We start from the raw sequence: 16,690 nt of genomic DNA, 5'->3' as shown, positions 1-16,690 counted from the left end.
GCTTGACCCGAGCATCTCAGCCCGGAGGGGGCGCTGATCGGCGCCTTCTCGTCATGAGATTCTCGGGTCTGCGCTTCGCTCCGCCCGAGAATGACGCCCAGTCTTCGCTACCCCTTCCCGCGCTCCTCCAGGAATTCGACCAGATCCTGCCGGACCAGCTCGATATGGTCGACGAGCAGGCGGCTCGCTTCCTTCAGCGCTCCGGCGCGGCAGAGCCGGATCAGCTCGTTGTGCTCGGCCTGCGCCCGCTCGATCGAAGAGCTGCGCTGCAATTGCAGGCGCGTATAGCGGTCGCTGGTCTGCAGCAGCCCTGAGACGATAGTGAGCGTGCGCGGCTGCGTCGCCCGCGCATAGAGCGCCATGTGAAAATCGGCGTTGAGCACGCCCCAGCGGCTGATGTCGCCCGCTGTTATCGCCTGCTCGAAGGCGGCCTCCATCCCGGCGACAGCCGCGAAATCTTGCTCCGTCAGCGCGGGCACCGAACTCGCCAGCAGCCGCGGCTCCAGGAGCTTGCGCAACTCGAAGACGTCGTCGATCTCGCCGAGCGACAGCCCCGAGACGATCGCGCCCTTGTGCGGCACGATTCTGACGAAACCCTCCGCTTCGAGCTGGAACAGCGCCTCGCGCACTGGAATGCGGCTGACCTCAAAGGCCTGCGCCAGCGCGTCCTGCCGCAATTGCGAGCCGGCCGGATAGCTGCCGTCGAGGATCTCTTGACGCAGGCGATCGACGATCGCCGAGGACAGGGTGCGGTGCTTCAGGGGAGGGGACATCGGCCGCACCCTAGCTGATGGCGTTGGGGAAAACCATTGACACGTAGATTTTATACAATCTACAACACGATCAGGGGAAGACAAGAATGAGCAATGAAGCTGTTGCGGCGCGTAGCCGCTCCATGGTCGTGCCGGAGGTGATCGTCGCGGTGTCCGGACGCCTGCTCCGGGTCGAGCACCGCGCCATCCAGGGGCTGATGTTCCTGCTGTCGGCGCTGATCCTGCTGAACGTCGTCACGCGCTATAGCGGCCATCCGATCTACTGGATCGACGAATCCGCGGTCTACAGCGTGGTCTGGCTCACCTTCATCGGTGCCTCCGCGATGACGCGCATGCGGCTCGACTTCGCGGTGACCATGCTGACCGACCGCTTCTCCGAGCGTGGCGTGGCGATCTTTCGCGTCATCGCGACCCTCGGCGTCATCCTGTTCGGTATCGCCCTTGGCGTGATGTGCTGGCTCTGGCTCGATCCGATCGGCATCGCGCAGGCGGGCTTCGACGCCAGGGAATACGCGGGCCAGTCCTTCAACTTCATCTACACCGAGCGCACGCAAACGCTGAACTGGCCGACCTGGGTGATCTACCTCATCATGCCGCTCTTCGCGGTGTCGATGACGCTGCATGCCCTCGCGAACCTGTTCGAGGATCTCGGCCTCGTCGCCAGGCAGGAGCTGCCCGGCTTCGCCGCCGCCAATGCCGACGGGGTGGTGAACTGATGGCGATCACGATTGGAGCCTTCTTCGGCATCATGCTGGCCGGCGTGCCGATCGCGCTGTGCCTCTGCCTCGGCGCGCTGGTCTACATGGCGGCGACCGGCAACATGCAGCTCCTGCCGAATTACCCGCTGCAGATGTTCGGCGGCGTCGACAGCTACGGCCTGATCGCCATCCCGCTCTTCGTCCTGATCGGTGAGATCATGAATGGCGGCGGCATCACCCGCCGCATCGTCGACCTCGCCATGGCCTTCGTCGGCTCGCTCCGTGGCGGCCTGGCCTATGTCAACATCCTCGCCAACATGTTCGTCTCCTCGATCCTCGGCTCGGCCACGGCCCAGGTCGCGATCATGGCGCAGGTCATGGTCCCGGAGATGGAGCGCAAGGGCTATGACAAGAACTTCGCCGCCGGCCTCACCGCCTATGGCGGCATGCTCGGGCCGATCATCCCGCCCTCGGTGATGTTCGTCGTCTACGCCGTGCTGGCGCAGGTCTCGGTCAGCGACATGCTGATCACCGGCATCGTGCCCGGCATCCTGCTGACGCTGATGTTCTTCCTCGTCATCGCGGCGATGGGTTTCGTCTACAACTACCCGGCCGGCGAGAAGCAGACCCTGCGCGAGCGCGCCATGATCGTGCTCGGCGCCGCGCCGACCCTGCTAATCCCGATCGTCATCGTCGGCTCGATCCTCGGCGGCCTCGCCAATGCGACGGAAGCGGCTGCGGTCGGCTCGGTCGCGGCCGCCTTGATCGGCCGTTACTGGACCAAGGAATTCAAGTTCGAGCAGCTGCCGCAGATGATGCTGCGCGCCGGCGTCTATTCGGCGATCGTGCTCTTCCTGGTCGCGGCTGCTGCCGTGTTCTCCTGGGTTCTGGTCTACGGCAAGGTCCCGCAGGCGGTTGCCGCCTCGATCCAGGCGATCGCCAAGGATCCGGTGACCTTCATGCTGCTGGTCAACGTCATCCTGCTGATCATCGGCACGGTGATCGACGGTATCCCCGGCTTGATCATGACGGTGCCGATCCTGCTGCCGATCGCGACCGAGGTCTACGGCATCGATCCCCGCCATTTCGGCGTCGTCGTCGTGGTCAACCTCGTCCTCGGCTTGCTCTCGCCGCCGGTCGGCCTGTGCTTCTTCGTCGCCGCCGCGGTGACCGGAGCCAAGCCCGGCAAGATGTTCCTGGTGACGCTGCCCTTCTTCATCATCTCCTGCGTCCTCCTGGTCCTGCTCTCGATCTACCCATGGCTGTCGCTGGTCCTGGTGAAGTGAGTTCGTTCGTCAACCAATAAGGGGAGTTCCGTCATGACCATTTCGCGCCGTCATCTGATCGCCGCCGCTGCGACCCTGCCGATCGCCAAGCCGGCGCTGCTGCTCGCCCAGAGCAAGGAGCTGCGCTTGGGCATCCTCACCCCGAACGGCCATCCCTGGAACGTCGCGGCCGTCAAGGTTGGCGAGCGCCTGAAGGCCGAGACCAATGGCCGGCTGAACCTGACGGTCTTCCACTCCGGCCAGCTCGGCAACGAGGCGGCGATGCTGCAGCAGATGCAGTCCGGCGCGCTCGACATGGGCTGGATCATGGCTGCCGAGCTTGGCTCGCGCGTGCCGGCGATCGGCGCGATCACCGCGCCCTACATCGTCGACTCCACCGCCAAGATCGCCAAGCTGGTGCGCGATCCCGTCGCGATGAAGCTGTTCGACGTGCTGCCGCGCGAGACCGGCTGCGTCGGCATGGCCTGGGGCATCACCGGCATGCGCGCCGTGTTCTCCGCTAAGGAGATCGATGGCGTCGCCGGGATCAAGGGCATGAAGCTGCGTATCAACCCGACGCCGGTCTATCGCGACTTCTATCAGCTGCTCGGCGCCGCCCCGACCCCGATCCCGACCCCGCAGGTCTTCGACGCCATGACCAATGGCCAGGTCGACGGCCTCGAGGCCGATCTCGAATTCTCCTGGAACCAGCGCTTCGACAAGGTCTCGAAGACCATCCTGCAGATGAATGCGATCTTCATGCCGGTGATCGCGCTCGCTTCGGGCCGCGTCTGGCAGGGCATGCCGGCGGGCGATCGCGAGCTGATCCAGAAGACCGTCCGGGCAGCGCTCGACGAGCAGATCGACGCGCTTGCCGTCAACGAGCCCAAGCTCGTCGAGCAGTTCAAGGCGGCCGGCGCCAACTTCAAGCTCGCCAATCCGAAGGACGCCGAAGCGGTCGTCGCCGAGTTCGACAAGATCTGGCTGCCCAAGGCGCCGGTGCTTGCCGATTTGCGCAAGGCCGGCAAGTCGATCTCAGCCTGATTTTTTGGGCTATCATCATGGCTGTGGGCGAGAGGCCCGCAGCCGCATTTCCTCCCGTGAGCGGACCCCTGCCATGACCAAGAACATCTTCAGCGGTACGATTCCCGCCCTGATGAGCCCCTGCACCGCCTCGGGCGACGTCGATTACGCCGAGCTGGTGCGCACTGGCCGCCACCTGATCGACGCCGGCATGTCGGCGGTCGTCTATTGCGGCTCGATGGGCGACTGGCCGCTGCTGACCGACGAGCAGCGCATGGAGGGCGTCGAGGCCCTGGTGAAAGGCGGCATTCCGCTCATCGTCGGCACTGGCGCTCAGAACCCCAAGCGTGCCGCTGCGCTCGCCGCCCATGCCAAGAAGGCAGGCGCGCAGGGCCTGATGGTGATCCCGCGCGTGCTCTCGCGCGGTTCTTCGCTGCAGGCGCAGCGCGCCCATTTCGAGGGCATCCTGGAAGCGGCGGTCGACCTGCCGTCGGTGATCTACAACAGCCCGTATTACGGCTACGAGACCAAGGCCGACCTGTTCTTCGCGCTGAATGCGCGCTACCCGCACCTCGTCGGCTTCAAGGAGTTCGGCGGCGGCGCGGCGCTGACCTATGCGGCCGAGCACATCACCAACCGCGATCCCAAGCTGACCCTGATGGTCGGCGTCGACACGCAGGTCACGCACGGCTTCATCCGCTGCGGTGCCGGCGGCGCGATCACCGGCATCGGCAATGCTCTGCCCAAGGAAGTCCTGCACCTCGTCGCACTCTCGCAGAAGGCTGCGGCCGGCGACCCCCAGGCCGAGCGCGACGCGCTCGAGCTGGAGCGGGCACTCTACGTCCTGTCGTCCTTCGACGAGGGCGTCGACCTCGTGCTGTACTACAAGCACCTGATGGTGCTGGAAGGCCACAAGGCCTATGACCGCCACTTCAACGACGCCGACAAGCTCTCTGACGCCCAGCGCAACTACGTCGAGACCGAATGGCGTCGCTTCAAGAGCTGGTACGCCAAGTGGGCGGCCGAGGGGCGGGCCGCCAAGGCAGCGTGAGCGTCTCGCTTCCCTTCTCCTCCCCTTGTGGGAGAAGGTGGCCCAAAGGGCCGGATGAGGGGTTGCTCAGGTCTTCGAGATTTCGAAAAGCGCGACGGTGAGCCGACGATCAGCGTCGCGCGACCCCTCACCGTAACCTTCTCCCGCAAGGGGAGAGGGGACAGGTCGCGCCTATTCCGGATGCCGCGCGTTCCACGCGGCGGCATACTCACTGCACAGCCGGTCGAGCTCGGCTCGGTCGGTGACGCCGGCAGGGCGCGCCCGCGAAGGCGAGGCCTGCTGGAACGGCACGGAACGCTGATGCGCCACCCGCCAGATCCGGCGCAGCTCGACAAGCGGCTCGGCGTGATCATCGACCCGGACATCGAAGCTTGGCACCGGCTCGCCGGCCCAGATCCGGATCGCGCAGGATTGCCGGCCGCGCTTGTCGCCGCCGGCCTTCTCGCCGGCTTCGAGCGCCACCAGCAATCGTTCGTCGAAGTCGAGCCCTGAGTTCTCGACATAAGCCTTCAGCGTCTCCTGGACGACCTCCGGCCCGGCCAGCATGTTGCCCGCCACCGAGACCTGCGGCCCGTTCACCGCCCCGCACCAGTCGATGCAGGCATTGCCGGTATAGGAGGCGGTGCGGCCGTCGCGGTCGATCAGGTGCACTTGCCGGTGCGCCCGGCCTTCATCGGCCGCGGTCAGGCTAGCGATGATCTCGACCGAGGAGCGTCCTTCCTGCAGCAGTCGCAGGCCGTCGACGCCGTAGAGCGGGTTGACGAAGGCCTGCGTCGCGATCGCGCCGACCCGGCCGCAGCCATAGGGCACGCGTGCGCCGACGGCGAAGGCGCAGGTCGAGACGGCGACGCCAAAAGCGCCGGTCGCGGCATCGCGCGCGACGATGGACCAGGTCATGAGCGATTCCTCAGCGGCCGGCGGCGTAGGCCTGCATCAGACGTGGCGTCGCCGCGGCGCGCAAGAGCCCATTGGCGCTCTTTTCGGCTGCCGTCAGACGCCCAACCGTCCAGGCGGGAGCTCGCTCCAGATCATGCCCGCGTCGCACGAGATCGGCCAGCACCGCCTCGCCGGCGCTCTCTTCGACCGCCAGATGCCCCGGCCGCGCCTCGCGCGGATAGAAGGTTGAGGGGAAATGCTGGGTGTGGAACAGCGGCAGGTCGATCGCCTCCTGCAGGTTGAGGCCGTGATGCACCCGGCGCAGGAACATGCCGAGTTGCCATTGCTCCTGCTGGTCGCCACCCGGCGTACCGAAGGCGAGGCGCGGCTCGCCGTTCTCGAAGGCGATGGTCGGCGTCAGCGTCGTGCGCGGGCGCTTGCCGGGCGCGAGCGAGGAGGGCAGGCCCTCTTCGAGGAAGAAGGCCTGGGCGCGCGAGTTGAGCGGGAAGCCGAGCTCCGGGATTACCGGGGAGGATTGCAGCCAGCCGCCCGACGGCGTCGCCGCGACCATGTTGCCCCAGCGGTCGATGACGTCGATATGGACGGTGTCGCCGCGCTGCGAGGAGGCGACCATCGAGGCCAAAGTCGGCTCGCCGATAGTCGCGCCGCTCGTGGCGCCATGCTGGCCGGCGATCCGGATATTGGCGAGCGCCTGCGCGACCTGGGCTCCGAAGCCGGGCACTGCGCCAGGCCTGATTTCCTGTGAGGCCTCGGCGCCGATCAGCGCGCGCCGGCCGCGGGCATAATCCTCCGACAGCAGCGTCGCCAGCGGCACCTTCACGAAATCCGGGTCGCCGTAATAGGCCTCGCGATCGGCGAAGGCGAGCTTCATCGCCTCGGCGACATGGTGGATGAACTCGGGGCTGGCCGGGCCCATCGCGGAGAGGTCGAAGCCTTCGAGGATCTTCAGCGTCTGCAGGAAGACGGGACCCTGGCCCCAGGGGCCGATCTTGAACACCTCCCAGTCGTGATAGGTCACGCTCGCCGGAGCCTCGTAATGCGGTGTCCAGCCGGCCATGTCCTGCGCCGTGAGCAGGCCCTTATGTCGGCGCCCGGTCGAATCCATCGGCGCTTCCGTGCGGCAGAAGGCGTCCATCGCCTCGGCGACGAAACCCTTGTACCAACAGTCATAGGCGGCCTGAATCTGCTTTTGACGGTCGCCGCCGGCAGCCTCCGCCTCCGCGAGGATGCGCTTGTAGGTTTCCGCCGCCGCCGGATTGCGGAAGAGCTCGCGGCCCTTCGGGACGTTGCCGCCCGGGAGATAGACTGCGCCCGATGTCGGCCATTCATTGCTGAAGAGGTCGGTCAGCCCCGCGATCGTGTCGGAGACGCGCGGCAGCATCGGGTGGCCGTTCTCGAAATAGCCGATCGCCGGCTCCAGCACCTCGCGCAGGGGCAGGCGGCCATGGTCGCGCAGCATCGTCATCCAGCCGCCGAAGGCGCCGGGGATCACGGTCGAGAGCAGGCCGTCGCCGGGGATGATGTCGATGCCGAGGTCCTTATAGGCCTCGATCGTCGCCGCGGCCGGCGCCGGCCCCTGGGCGCAGAGCACTTCGACCTTCTTGGTCTCGGCCGAATAGAACACCGCCGGCATGTCGCCGGCCGGGCCGACCAGATGCGGCTCGACCACCTGCAGCACGAAGGCGGCGGCGGCGCAGGCGTCGAAGGCGTTGCCGCCCTTCTCCAGCATCGCCATGCCCGACGCGGTCGCGAGCCAGTGCGTCGAGGTGACGACGCCGAAAGTGCCGAGGATCTCGGGGCGGGTGGTGAACATGAGGCAGTTCCTTAGGCGATAGGATCAGGATTCTTTGGGATCGAGCGCGTCCCGCAGGCCGTCGCCGAGCAGGTTGAAGCCCAGGACCGCCAGGAAGATGGCGACGCCGGGCGCCACCGACATCCACGGCGCCTGCTCCATGAAATTCTTGGCGACGTTGAGCATCTGGCCCCAAGACGGTGAGGGCGGCTGCTGGCCGAGGCCGAGGAAGGAGAGGGCGGCTTCGAGCACGATCGCCTGCGCCATGAACAGCGTCGACTGGACGATGATCGGGGAGAGCGTGTTCGGCGCCACATGGCGAAACAGGATGTAGAGGCTGCCGCCGCCGATGGAGCGGGCGCCGTCGACAAACTCTTCGTTCTTGATCGCGAGCACCTGCCCGCGCACCAGCCGGATCAGGATCGGCGCGAAAGAGAGCCCGATCGCGATCATCGCATTGGTCAGCGACGGGCCGAGAACGGCCGCGAGCGCGATCGCCAGAATCAGGAAGGGGCAGGCGAGCAGGGCTTCAGTGACGCGCGAGATCACCGCGTCGATCCAGCCTCCATACCAGCCGGCGATCAGGCCGATCGGCACGCCGACGCCAAGCGCGATCGCGACCGAGATGATCCCGGCGAGCAGCGAGGCCTGCGCGCCGAAGATCAGTCGCGAAACCTGGTCGCGGCCGAGCTCGTCGGTGCCGAACCAGTAAAGCTCGGAGGGCGGCTTGCGGATGGCGAGGAAATTGGACTTCAGCGGGTCGGCGAGCGGCAGCAAGGGCGCGAGCAGCGCCATCGCGACGAAGACCAGCACGATCAGGCCGCCGATCCGGGCCGAGCGGCTGCGCATCAGCTTACGGAGGGAGCCGCGGCCATGAAGGTTAGCCCCGGTGGCGCGGACGGTCATGGCGCCCATCAGCTGTCCCTCAGGCGCGGATTGACGAGGATGTAGAGGACATCCGCGAGGAGGTTCATGATGATGAAGCCGATCGCGGTGCAGAGCACCACGCCCTGGACGACGCCATAGTCGCGGTTGAAGACCGCATCGACGATCAGCTTGCCGAAGCCTGGGATGGTGAAGACCTGCTCGGTCAGCACCGCGCCGGCGAGCAGTTCGCCGAACAGGATCGTCGACAGGGTGATGATCGGCACCAGCGCATTGCGCAGCGCGTGCCGGTTGATCACCGCATCCTCGGCCAGCCCTTTGGCGCGGGCGGTCCGGACATAGTCGGACTGCAGCACTTCGAGCATGGCCGAGCGGGTATGGCGCATCAGTGAGGCCGCGAGCCCGCCGCCGAGCACGAAGGCCGGCATGATCAGCCGCTCGATCGCGGCGCGCGGGTCGCTGAAGATCGATTCGAAGCCCGAGGCCGGCAGCCAGCGCAACTCGACCGAGACCAGCAGGATCAGCATGATCCCGAGCCAGAAATGCGGGACCGAGAGGCCGAAGAGCGCGACGGCGCTCGCCGAATAGTCGGCGATGGTGTCCTTGCGCCTGGCAGCGATGATGCCGGCGGGGATACCGATGCCGACGGCGACGATCATCGAGGCGACGGCCAGCTGGAAGGTGACGCCGAGCTTCTGCACGATCAGCCCGAGCACCGGCTCGCCGGTGCGCAGCGAACGGCCGAAATCGCCCTGGATCACCTGGCCGAGCCAGGCGAAGAACTGCACCACGATCGGATCGTCCATCCGGTAGATCTGGCGCAGGCGCGCGATCACCTCGGGATCGCGCTCCTCGCCGGCGATCACTAGGAACGGATCGCCCGGCAGCGCCCGCTGCAGGGCGAAGACGAAGAGCGACACCAGGAACAGCGTCGGGATCGCGATCACGAGGCGGCGGCCAATCAGCGCGAGCATGGCTGCCGCTTACCTCTAGGAGGCAGGGAGAGAACGGGATCGCCGCGCTCTCCCTTGTCGAACGACATGCTCACGACCGCTTCAGTCCCGACAGCCGGATCATCCCGTCGGGATTGATCACGAAGCCCTGGAGGTTGGAGCGCAGCGCGAAGAAGACGGTCTGGTTGTAGAGATAGACGATCGGCAATTCGTCCTGGAGCATCTTCTGCGCCGCGTCGTAGCGCTTCTTACGCTCGGCGACGTCGTAGATCGTGCGGGCCTCGTCGAGCAGCTTGTCGACCTCGGCGTTGGAATACTTGCCGTCGTTCTGGTTGCCCTTGCTGGTAACGAACTGGTGGATATTGCCGTCGGGGTCGATGCGGCCGGACCAGCCGATCCGGCTCATCTGGAACTTGCCCTGCTGCTGGTCGCGCAGCTGGCTGGCGAATTCGGTCGAGCGGATCTGGACGTCGATGCCGACCTCCTGCGCCATCGCCTGGATGACCTGGCCGAGCTGGGCGTCGACGGGGTTGTTGGTGACGAAGAGATCGATGCTGACCTTGGCGACGCCAGCCTCCTTCAGCAGCGCCTTGGCCTTGGCGACGTCGCGCGCCGGCACGGGGAAGGCGGCAGAGAGATACTGGTTGCCGGGATTGAAGGGCTGGATCATCGGCTCATAGAGCCCTTCGAACACGACCTGGCTCAGCACCTTGCGGTCGATGGCGAGCGACAGCGCCTGTCGCACCCGCTTGTCCTTGCCCATCGGCTGGTTGGCGGCCTCGCCATGGCCGGTGTTGATGGTGATGCCCTGGTAGCCGAGATTGGCGGTGCTCTGGACCTTCAGGCTCTTGTCGCCCTGGGCCGATTTCACATCGGTCGGCGCCAGACGCTCCAGCATGTCGAGCTCGCCGGCGCGCAGGTTGGCGAGCCGGACCGTGGTGTCGGGGATGGCGCGGTAGACGATACGGTCGAACTGGTACTTGTCGGCTTCCCAGTGCCCCTTGAACTTGTCGAGCACGATGCGGTCGTTCTGGACGCGCTCGACGAATTGGTAGGGGCCGGAGCAGATCGGCTTGGCGGTGATGTCGGGGCCGAGGCTCTTGGGCGACAGCATCATGCCGGCGCGATCGGTGAGCTGGGCGAGCAACGTCGCATCGGGACGCTTGAGCTTGAAGACGAGCGTCGCCGGATCGGGAGCGCTGACGTTCTCGACCGAGGCGAGCTCGGATTTGCGCAGCGAATCCGGCAGGGTCATCGCCCGCTCGATATTGGCCTTGGCGGCCTCTGCGTTGAAGGTTTCGCCGTCATGGAACTTGGCGTCTGTCCGCAGCTTCATCGTCAGCGTCAGCCCGTCGGCCGAGAACGACCATTCGGTCGCGAGCCGCGGGATGATCTTCAGCTCCGGGTCTATGTCGACGAGCCGGTCGCACAGCCCCATGAAAACGATGCGGCCGACGAAGGTGCGTGCCTTGTGCGGATCGAGCATATCGGGGTCTTCCTGGAGCCCGATGCGCAAGGTCGACGGCGATTGGGCCTGGGCCGGAAGTGCGGCGAGGCCGAGCAAGGCCGCCGACGCAAGCAGTACGATACGTTTCATCGCTGTTCCCCTGTTTGTTTTGCTTTGATAGTGGCCCGCTGACCGGTGCGCCCTCGCTCTTCGGCGATTCTGGCAGCTCCGCGGGTTCATTCTGACTTGGTCCCATTCGGTACCAAGTTGGCGCATTTCAAGGTGATCGTCGATAGGCTCGCCTTGTCCCTGCCGAGCGTTGTCTGAAACATTCCACGCCAACGCGATTGGTGCAATGGATACAGTATGACGAATGCCAGTCGCCAGCGCTTGCATGGCAGCGGCGCGATCCGGCTCTGTCGCTGTTTGCATCGATTCTGGTATGCAAGATTTGCCGGACGTTGCTCGTATGCTTATGCGGCAAGTCCAACAGAAAAGGTCGAACGATGCTGCTGGGTGTGATTGCCGACGACATGACGGGCGCGACCGACGTCGCCCTGATGCTGAACCGCGCCGGCATGCGCACGGTCCAGGTCATCGGCGCGCCCGCTGCCGGCGCGAAACTGCCCGAGGCCGATGCCGTCGTCGTCGCGCTGAAATCGCGCACCAATCCTGTCGCTGAAGCCGTGGCGGATTCGCTCGCCGCCTGCGAGGCGCTGCTGGCTGCCGGCGCGCGGCAGATCCTGTTCAAATACTGCTCGACCTTCGATTCGACGGCCAAGGGCAATATCGGCCCGGTCGCCGATGCGCTGATGCAGCGCCTAGGCGCCCATCAGGCCATTGTCTGCCCGGCCTTCCCGGCGAATGGCCGCTCGATCTTCCAGGGCTATCTCTTTGTCGGCGAGGTGCCGCTGCACGAGAGCTCGATGAAGGATCACCCGCTGACGCCGATGCGGGATTCGAACCTGATGCGGCTGATGGGCGCGCAGACCGGGCACAAGGTCGGACTCGCCTCCTATGCTGCCGTCAACCAGGGCGCTGCCGCCGTGCGCAAGCGCCTGGCCGAACTAGCGGCGGACGGCGTGCGCTATGTCGTCACCGACGCGCTCGACAACGGCCATCTGATGGTGCTCGGCGAGGCCATTTCCGACCATGTCCTGCTCACCGGCGGCTCCGGCATCGCCATGGGCCTGCCCGAGAACTTCCGCAAAGCGGGGCTTTTGCCCTGGCGTGAGACTGCGACGCATCTCTCGGCGCCGGCCGGCCGCGCCGGCATCATCTCCGGCAGCTGCTCGGCGGCGACACGCGGTCAGATCAAGGCGGCCCTGGCTGCCGGCATCCCGGCGCTGAAGGTCGATCCGCTGGTGCTGGCCGGTGGCAAGCAGACGGCGAAGGAGCTGGCGGATTGGGCCCTGGCGCAGCCGGCCGACAAGCCCTTCCTCGTTTACTCTAGCGACGACCCGGCTGAGGTCGCAGCGGTGCAGGACAAGCTCGGCCGCGACAAGGCCGGCGAGACGGTCGAGCACGCCTTCGCCGAACTCGCGCGACTTCTGAACGCCGGTGGTGTCACCCGCCTGCTCGTGGCGGGCGGCGAGACTTCCGGCGCGGTCGTGCAGGGGCTTTCCATCCGCACGCTGGAGATCGGCCCTGAGATCGATCCCGGCGTGCCCTGGACCCGCGTCGTCGACGGGCCTGACATGGTGGTGGCGCTGAAGTCGGGGAATTTTGGCGCGCCCGATTTCTTCCTCAAGGCGTGGGAACTCTTGAGGTAGCGCGATCGTGTCGCGTCGCCTCGCGTTTGCGCTTCGGTAAACTCGTATAGGATAGGCGGTGCAAGCGAGGCTTTGGGGGTGCAGATGGCGTTTCTTGGCGATCTCCTGACCAGCGTCGCCGATCGCGGCCGGGCGCTGATCAATTTCGAGCGCTTCGCCTCGAACCGCCGGCGGCCGCTCGACAAGCTCTGCGAGGACCTGCTCTCGGGCCGCGGCGAGGCTTCCGGCATGGCGCTGGCGCAGGCCGTTCTCGATGACTGGGAGCGGCTCGACGAGGCCGGTCGGCTCGCCTTCTTCCGCCTGCTGCAGGAGCGCTTCGGCCCCGATCGCGAACGGCTCGACGCCGCGCTGCAGCATTATCGCGACAATCCCGACGCCGAGGCGATCGGCCAGCTCCATCTCGCCTCCGAGCCGCGCCGGCAGGAGCTGTTCCGCCGGCTCAATCTCGCGCCCGGCGGCACGCATGTGCTGGTGCGCATGCGCGAGAGCCTGTTCGAGGCGATGAAGCAGGAGCCCGATCTCAAGGCGGTCGATGCCGATTTCCGGCACCTGTTCGGCTCCTGGTTCAATCGCGGCTTCCTGGTGCTGCGCCGGATCGACTGGACCACGCCGGCCAATGTGCTGGAGAAGATCATCCGCTACGAGGCGGTCCACGCCATCAAGGACTGGGACGATCTGCGCCGCCGGCTCGAGCCGGCCGACCGGCGCTGCTTCGCCTTCTTCCACCCGCAGCTGATCGACGAGCCGCTGATCTTCGTCGAGGTGGCGCTGACCCGCGAGAGCCCGAGCCGCATCGTCGATGTGCTGAGCGAGGAACGCGAGGTATTGCCGGCGTCCTCGGCGACCACGGCGGTGTTCTATTCGATCTCCAATTGCCAGGAGGGTTTGCGTGGCATCTCCTTCGGCAATTTCCTGATCAAGCAGGTCGCAGAGGATCTGAAACGCGAGCTGCCGGGGCTCGACGTCTTCGTTACGCTCTCGCCGGTGCCGGGTTTCGCTCGTTGGCTCGGGCCGTTGCTGGCCGAGCCGGCCGAACTCGGCCTGACCAATGAGGAGGCGGCGCTGCTGATGCAGGCGCCGGCCGAGGTCGTGGCGCTCGACGAGGTGACCGAGGCCCGCCGCGACAAGCTGCTCGGGCAGATGCTGGCGCAATACATGCTGCGGGCCCGCACGTCTTCCGGACGTGTGATCGACCCGGTCGCCCGCTTCCATCTCGGCAATGGCGCGCGGCTGGAGCGCATCAATGTCGGCGGCAACCTCTCCGACCGCGGCCTGCGCGAGTCGCATGGCGTGATGGTCAATTACCGCTACGAGCTCGACGATATCGAAGCCAATCACGAGGCCTTCGCCAGCCGCAACACCGTGGTCGCATCCTCCTCGGTGAAGAAGCTGCTGCGGCCGGCCAGACACTGAACAACACACAACGGAAACGCCTGAAAGGACCCGAAATCATGGGCAATCATCTGTTCGACCTGATCAAGGCCCGCATGCCGGCGCCAACCGCGCCCTTCGCGTTCCTCGATGACGGCCGGACCTATTCCTATGCCGACATGGTCGCGGTCTCCGCCCGCTTCGCCAATGCGCTGGTGGCGCTCGGCGTGAAGCCCGGCGACCGCGTCGCCGTCCAGGTCGAGAAGAGCCTGGAGGCGCTGATGCTCTATCTCGGCACCGTCCGCGCCGGGGCGATCTTCCTGCCGCTCAACACCGCCTATACCCCGGCCGAGATCGAATACTTCCTCGGCGATGCCGAGCCCGCCGTCTTCGTCTGCGATACCGCCAAGGCGGAGGCGCTGAAGCCCTTCGCCGACAAGGCCGGCGCGAAGCTGGAGACGCTCGGCGTCGGCGCCGGCAGCCTGCTCGACAAGGCCAATGCCGCTGCGGCCGAGTTCGCCGATGTTGCCCGCGGCGCCGACGATCTCGCCGCGATCCTCTACACCTCCGGCACGACCGGGCGCTCCAAGGGCGCCATGCTCAGCCATGACAATCTCGCCTCGAACGCGCTGGCGCTGGTCGACTACTGGCGCTTCGGCAAAAGCGACGTGCTGCTGCACGCTCTGCCGATCTTCCACACTCACGGCCTCTTCGTCGCGACCAATGTGATCCTGTTCGCCGGCGCGGCGATGATCCTGCTGCCGAAGTTCGACCCCGAGCAGGTCTTCAAATACTTGCCCAAGGCGACCAGCATGATGGGCGTGCCGACCTTCTATGTCCGCCTGCTGCAGGATCAGCGCCTGAGCAAGGAGGCGACGAAGCATATGCGCCTCTTCGTCTCCGGTTCGGCGCCGCTGCTGGCCGAGACGCATCGCGAATGGCGCGAGCGCACCGGCCACGCCATCCTCGAGCGCTACGGCATGACAGAGACCAACATGAACACCTCGAACCCCTATGACGGGGAGCGGGTGGCAGGCACGGTTGGCCTCCCGTTGCCCGGCGTTTCGGCCCGCGTCACTGATCCGGAGAGCGGCAAGGAACTCGCCCGCGACGAGATCGGCATGATCGAGGTCAAGGGCCCGAACGTCTTCAAGGGCTATTGGCGCAATCCCGAGAAGACGGCGGCCGAGTTCCGGGCCGACGGCTTCTTCATCACCGGCGATCTCGGTAAGATCGACCCCGCCGGCTATGTCCACATCGTCGGGCGCGGCAAGGACCTGATCATCACCGGTGGCTACAACGTCTATCCCAAGGAAGTCGAGGCCGAGATCGACGAGATGCCGGGCGTGATCGAGAGCGCCGTGATCGGCTGCCCGCATCCGGATTTCGGCGAGGGCGTCACCGCCGTGGTGGTGGCGAAGGCCGGCGCGGACATTTCCGCCGCCGGCATCGCCAAGGCGCTGGAGCAGCGCCTCGCCAAGTTCAAGCAGCCCAAGCAGGTCTTCGTCGTCGCCGACCTGCCGCGCAACACCATGGGCAAGGTCCAGAAGAACCTGCTGCGCGAGCAGTACAAGGACATCTACGCCAAGCAGCTCAAGGCGGGCGAGTAGGCTGCCTCTCAGCTGGTGCCGGAGCGCGCTTGCCTCCTGATCCCGGCAAGGAGCGCGGCGGCGACGGGAAGGCCGGCGGGAAAGCCGCTCGGCTCGACCAGGAGCGCACAAACCGCAAACCAGGCCAGCAGTCCCCAGCCGACAAAGGCCGGAACCGCTTGGCTATGCGCGTCGAGATGCAGGATCAGGCAACCGAGCAGAATGCTCGGTATCGCAAAGCTCCCGATCGTCGACCAGAATGCGGCACCACTGGCGGCAAGCTCGCGCGGCTGGTCGGCGAAAGGCTGCCAATGCGCCAGTGTCCACTGCGTCAGGCCGAGCCAGCCTGAAATCTCGCCGCGTGCGTCGAGGCCTAGCACCAGCAGATGCAGGATTCCGAGAGCGACCAAGGCTCGCGCGCTCCAGCGGATCATGTTGCGACCTCCTGCTTCAGCCTGGGGCTTGTACATCCAGACCATACGGTTGCGTATGTACGATATGTAGCGTGGGTATGTCCATACGCTTGCGTATGGCGCTATGGTGTATGACGAGAGGTGCCCATGACGGCGACGGGGCAGGCATTGACGCGGCGGGATTGGGTCAAAGCGGCCCTTGTGGCGCTCGCCGAAGGTGGTGTCGAAGCCGTCAAGGTCGAGCGGCTGGCGCGCAGCCTTTCGGTGAGCAAGGGCTCGTTCTACTGGCACTTCAAGGATCGCGGCGATCTTCTCGCCGCATTGCTCGCATTCTGGCAGGACGAGCTCACCGCCCAGTTGATCGAGCGCAGTGCCGATCTGCCCACGCCGCGGCAGCGCCTTGAAACACTGGCGCAGCTTTCGCTCGAAGCCGAGAGCGAGGGGGTGAACGTCGCCGAGGCTGAGGGTGCACTCCGCGCCTGGGCGGCACAGGATGCGTCAGCCGGCCGCGGTTGCCGTCTTGTCGATCAGCAGCGCATCGACCACGTTGCCAGCGAGCTTGCGCTGGCCGGGCTTGCCCCGGCCGAGGCCGAACTTGCCGCGCGGGCGATCTACCTGACGCTTCTCGGCATCTATGCGGCGCGGCGCTACACACCCAAGCTGGCAGGCGATGCGCCGTTCCGAGCCATTGTCGCGATCGTCCTCGATGCGGCGGCGCAGAGTTCCACCAGAGCCGGTTGAGATAGCCGGGTCGCGATCCT

At 66.2% G+C, this 16,690-nt stretch carries 15 protein-coding genes; 8 read left to right on the top strand and 7 right to left on the bottom strand.

The features are described from left to right. Positions 1–107: 107 nt before the first annotated feature. Positions 108–773 (bottom strand): GntR family transcriptional regulator, encoded by a 666-nt coding sequence (locus BLM15_RS13165; protein WP_126113181.1) that lies wholly within the window; start codon positions 771–773, stop codon positions 108–110. Positions 774–895: 122 nt separating this feature from the next. On the opposite strand from BLM15_RS13165, the gene BLM15_RS13160 reads away from it, so the two are divergent. From BLM15_RS13160 to BLM15_RS13145, 4 genes are all read left to right on the top strand, one after another. After that, entirely contained in the window at positions 896–1,489 is a 594-nt protein-coding gene (locus BLM15_RS13160) for a TRAP transporter small permease (protein WP_442859458.1), read from the top strand. Next, positions 1,489–2,757 (top strand): TRAP transporter large permease, encoded by a 1,269-nt coding sequence (locus tag BLM15_RS13155; protein ID WP_126113179.1) that lies wholly within the window; start codon positions 1,489–1,491, stop codon positions 2,755–2,757. Before BLM15_RS13160 ends, BLM15_RS13155 begins: the two co-directional genes overlap by 1 nt. 33 nt (positions 2,758–2,790) lie before the next feature. Then, positions 2,791–3,780: a TRAP transporter substrate-binding protein gene (locus BLM15_RS13150; protein WP_126113178.1), complete on the top strand. Its 990-nt coding sequence runs from the start codon at positions 2,791–2,793 to the stop codon at positions 3,778–3,780. A 73-nt stretch (positions 3,781–3,853) separates the two neighbouring features. Next, positions 3,854–4,810, top strand: coding sequence for a dihydrodipicolinate synthase family protein (locus BLM15_RS13145; protein ID WP_126113177.1), 957 nt, complete (start codon positions 3,854–3,856; stop codon positions 4,808–4,810). 171 nt (positions 4,811–4,981) lie between these two features. On the opposite strand, the gene BLM15_RS13140 is transcribed toward BLM15_RS13145, so the two are convergent. From BLM15_RS13140 to BLM15_RS13120, 5 genes are all read right to left on the bottom strand, one after another. Beyond that, a complete protein-coding gene (locus BLM15_RS13140) occupies positions 4,982–5,707 on the bottom strand; it encodes a DUF1028 domain-containing protein (RefSeq protein WP_126113176.1) in 726 nt (241 codons plus the stop codon). 10 nt (positions 5,708–5,717) lie between these two features. Beyond that, on the bottom strand, positions 5,718–7,520 hold the full coding sequence (locus BLM15_RS13135) for a gamma-glutamyltransferase family protein (RefSeq protein WP_126113175.1): 1,803 nt from the start codon (positions 7,518–7,520) through the stop codon (positions 5,718–5,720). Between the two features lie 24 nt (positions 7,521–7,544). Next, positions 7,545–8,414 (bottom strand): ABC transporter permease, encoded by an 870-nt coding sequence (locus BLM15_RS13130; protein WP_126113174.1) that lies wholly within the window; start codon positions 8,412–8,414, stop codon positions 7,545–7,547. Continuing rightward, positions 8,414–9,358 (bottom strand): ABC transporter permease, encoded by a 945-nt coding sequence (locus tag BLM15_RS13125; protein ID WP_126113173.1) that lies wholly within the window; start codon positions 9,356–9,358, stop codon positions 8,414–8,416. The genes BLM15_RS13130 and BLM15_RS13125 overlap by 1 nt, the downstream gene beginning before the upstream one ends. A gap of 70 nt (positions 9,359–9,428) precedes the next feature. After that, positions 9,429–10,934: an ABC transporter substrate-binding protein gene (locus BLM15_RS13120; protein WP_126113172.1), complete on the bottom strand. Its 1,506-nt coding sequence runs from the start codon at positions 10,932–10,934 to the stop codon at positions 9,429–9,431. A gap of 356 nt (positions 10,935–11,290) precedes the next feature. Between BLM15_RS13120 and otnK the strand changes: the two genes are divergently transcribed. From otnK to BLM15_RS13105, 3 genes are all read left to right on the top strand, one after another. Continuing rightward, positions 11,291–12,556, top strand: coding sequence for a 3-oxo-tetronate kinase (otnK, locus tag BLM15_RS13115; protein WP_126113171.1), 1,266 nt, complete (start codon positions 11,291–11,293; stop codon positions 12,554–12,556). An 84-nt stretch (positions 12,557–12,640) separates the two neighbouring features. Beyond that, positions 12,641–13,969, top strand: coding sequence for a malonyl-CoA decarboxylase (locus BLM15_RS13110; RefSeq protein ID WP_126113170.1), 1,329 nt, complete (start codon positions 12,641–12,643; stop codon positions 13,967–13,969). A gap of 74 nt (positions 13,970–14,043) precedes the next feature. Beyond that, positions 14,044–15,537, top strand: coding sequence for a malonate--CoA ligase (locus BLM15_RS13105; RefSeq protein WP_236846741.1), 1,494 nt, complete (start codon positions 14,044–14,046; stop codon positions 15,535–15,537). A gap of 8 nt (positions 15,538–15,545) precedes the next feature. Here the strand turns inward: BLM15_RS13105 and BLM15_RS13100 are convergent, their stop codons facing one another. Beyond that, positions 15,546–15,950, bottom strand: a complete 405-nt coding sequence (locus tag BLM15_RS13100; RefSeq protein ID WP_126113168.1) for a DUF6463 family protein — start codon at positions 15,948–15,950, stop codon at positions 15,546–15,548. Positions 15,951–16,076: 126 nt separating this feature from the next. On the opposite strand from BLM15_RS13100, the gene BLM15_RS13095 reads away from it, so the two are divergent. Next, on the top strand, positions 16,077–16,670 hold the full coding sequence (locus BLM15_RS13095; protein WP_126113167.1) for a TetR/AcrR family transcriptional regulator: 594 nt from the start codon (positions 16,077–16,079) through the stop codon (positions 16,668–16,670). Positions 16,671–16,690 lie beyond the last annotated feature (20 nt).

It is taken from the genome of Bosea sp. Tri-49 (genome assembly GCF_003952665.1).
In the GTDB taxonomy this organism is placed as follows: domain Bacteria; phylum Pseudomonadota; class Alphaproteobacteria; order Rhizobiales; family Beijerinckiaceae; genus Allobosea.
The sequence above is the reverse complement of the archived record's forward strand: the minus strand, read 5'-3'. Positions and strand labels throughout refer to the sequence as shown.

What these genes read in the sequence shown, in the direction of transcription:
- BLM15_RS13165 (WP_126113181.1), bottom strand. Translation starts at nt 773, where the DNA reads ATGTCCCCTCCCCTGAAGCACCGCACCCTGTCCTCGGCGATCGTCGAT.
- BLM15_RS13160 (WP_442859458.1), top strand. Translation starts at nt 896, where the DNA reads ATGGTCGTGCCGGAGGTGATCGTCGCGGTGTCCGGACGCCTGCTCCGG.
- BLM15_RS13155 (WP_126113179.1), top strand. Translation starts at nt 1,489, where the DNA reads ATGGCGATCACGATTGGAGCCTTCTTCGGCATCATGCTGGCCGGCGTG.
- BLM15_RS13150 (WP_126113178.1), top strand. Translation starts at nt 2,791, where the DNA reads ATGACCATTTCGCGCCGTCATCTGATCGCCGCCGCTGCGACCCTGCCG.
- BLM15_RS13145 (WP_126113177.1), top strand. Translation starts at nt 3,854, where the DNA reads ATGACCAAGAACATCTTCAGCGGTACGATTCCCGCCCTGATGAGCCCC.
- BLM15_RS13140 (WP_126113176.1), bottom strand. Translation starts at nt 5,707, where the DNA reads ATGACCTGGTCCATCGTCGCGCGCGATGCCGCGACCGGCGCTTTTGGC.
- BLM15_RS13135 (WP_126113175.1), bottom strand. Translation starts at nt 7,520, where the DNA reads ATGTTCACCACCCGCCCCGAGATCCTCGGCACTTTCGGCGTCGTCACC.
- BLM15_RS13130 (WP_126113174.1), bottom strand. Translation starts at nt 8,414, where the DNA reads ATGGGCGCCATGACCGTCCGCGCCACCGGGGCTAACCTTCATGGCCGC.
- BLM15_RS13125 (WP_126113173.1), bottom strand. Translation starts at nt 9,358, where the DNA reads ATGCTCGCGCTGATTGGCCGCCGCCTCGTGATCGCGATCCCGACGCTG.
- BLM15_RS13120 (WP_126113172.1), bottom strand. Translation starts at nt 10,934, where the DNA reads ATGAAACGTATCGTACTGCTTGCGTCGGCGGCCTTGCTCGGCCTCGCC.
- otnK (WP_126113171.1), top strand. Translation starts at nt 11,291, where the DNA reads ATGCTGCTGGGTGTGATTGCCGACGACATGACGGGCGCGACCGACGTC.
- BLM15_RS13110 (WP_126113170.1), top strand. Translation starts at nt 12,641, where the DNA reads ATGGCGTTTCTTGGCGATCTCCTGACCAGCGTCGCCGATCGCGGCCGG.
- BLM15_RS13105 (WP_236846741.1), top strand. Translation starts at nt 14,044, where the DNA reads ATGCCGGCGCCAACCGCGCCCTTCGCGTTCCTCGATGACGGCCGGACC.
- BLM15_RS13100 (WP_126113168.1), bottom strand. Translation starts at nt 15,950, where the DNA reads ATGATCCGCTGGAGCGCGCGAGCCTTGGTCGCTCTCGGAATCCTGCAT.
- BLM15_RS13095 (WP_126113167.1), top strand. Translation starts at nt 16,077, where the DNA reads ATGACGGCGACGGGGCAGGCATTGACGCGGCGGGATTGGGTCAAAGCG.